At 78.6% G+C, this 229-nt stretch carries 1 pseudogene; it reads right to left on the reverse strand.

The features are described from left to right. Positions 1–42: 42 nt before the first annotated feature. Positions 43–229: pseudogene (locus KVS67_RS13760) on the reverse strand (glucosamine-6-phosphate deaminase); the annotation flags it as partial.

Consider the following 229-nt stretch of genomic DNA (forward strand, 5'->3'; position numbering starts at 1 on the left):
CGCCGCCCGCCTGGGGTGGGTGGATCGGCGGACGGGTGCCGCTCAGAGGCCCGGCCAGCGCGGCTTGGCCTCCCACATGTGGCGGTAGTCCCCCGCGAGCCCGAGCCGCCCGGCGGCGGCGTCGTCCACGAGGACGGTCACGTGCGGGTGCAGCTGCAGGGCGGTGTCCGGCCAGCGGGCGCTCACGGGGCCCTCCACGAGCTGCCGCACCGCCTCGGCCTTGCCCTCG

The organism is Micrococcus sp. GbtcB5 (assembly GCF_019091605.1).
Classification (GTDB): domain Bacteria; phylum Actinomycetota; class Actinomycetes; order Actinomycetales; family Micrococcaceae; genus Micrococcus; species Micrococcus luteus.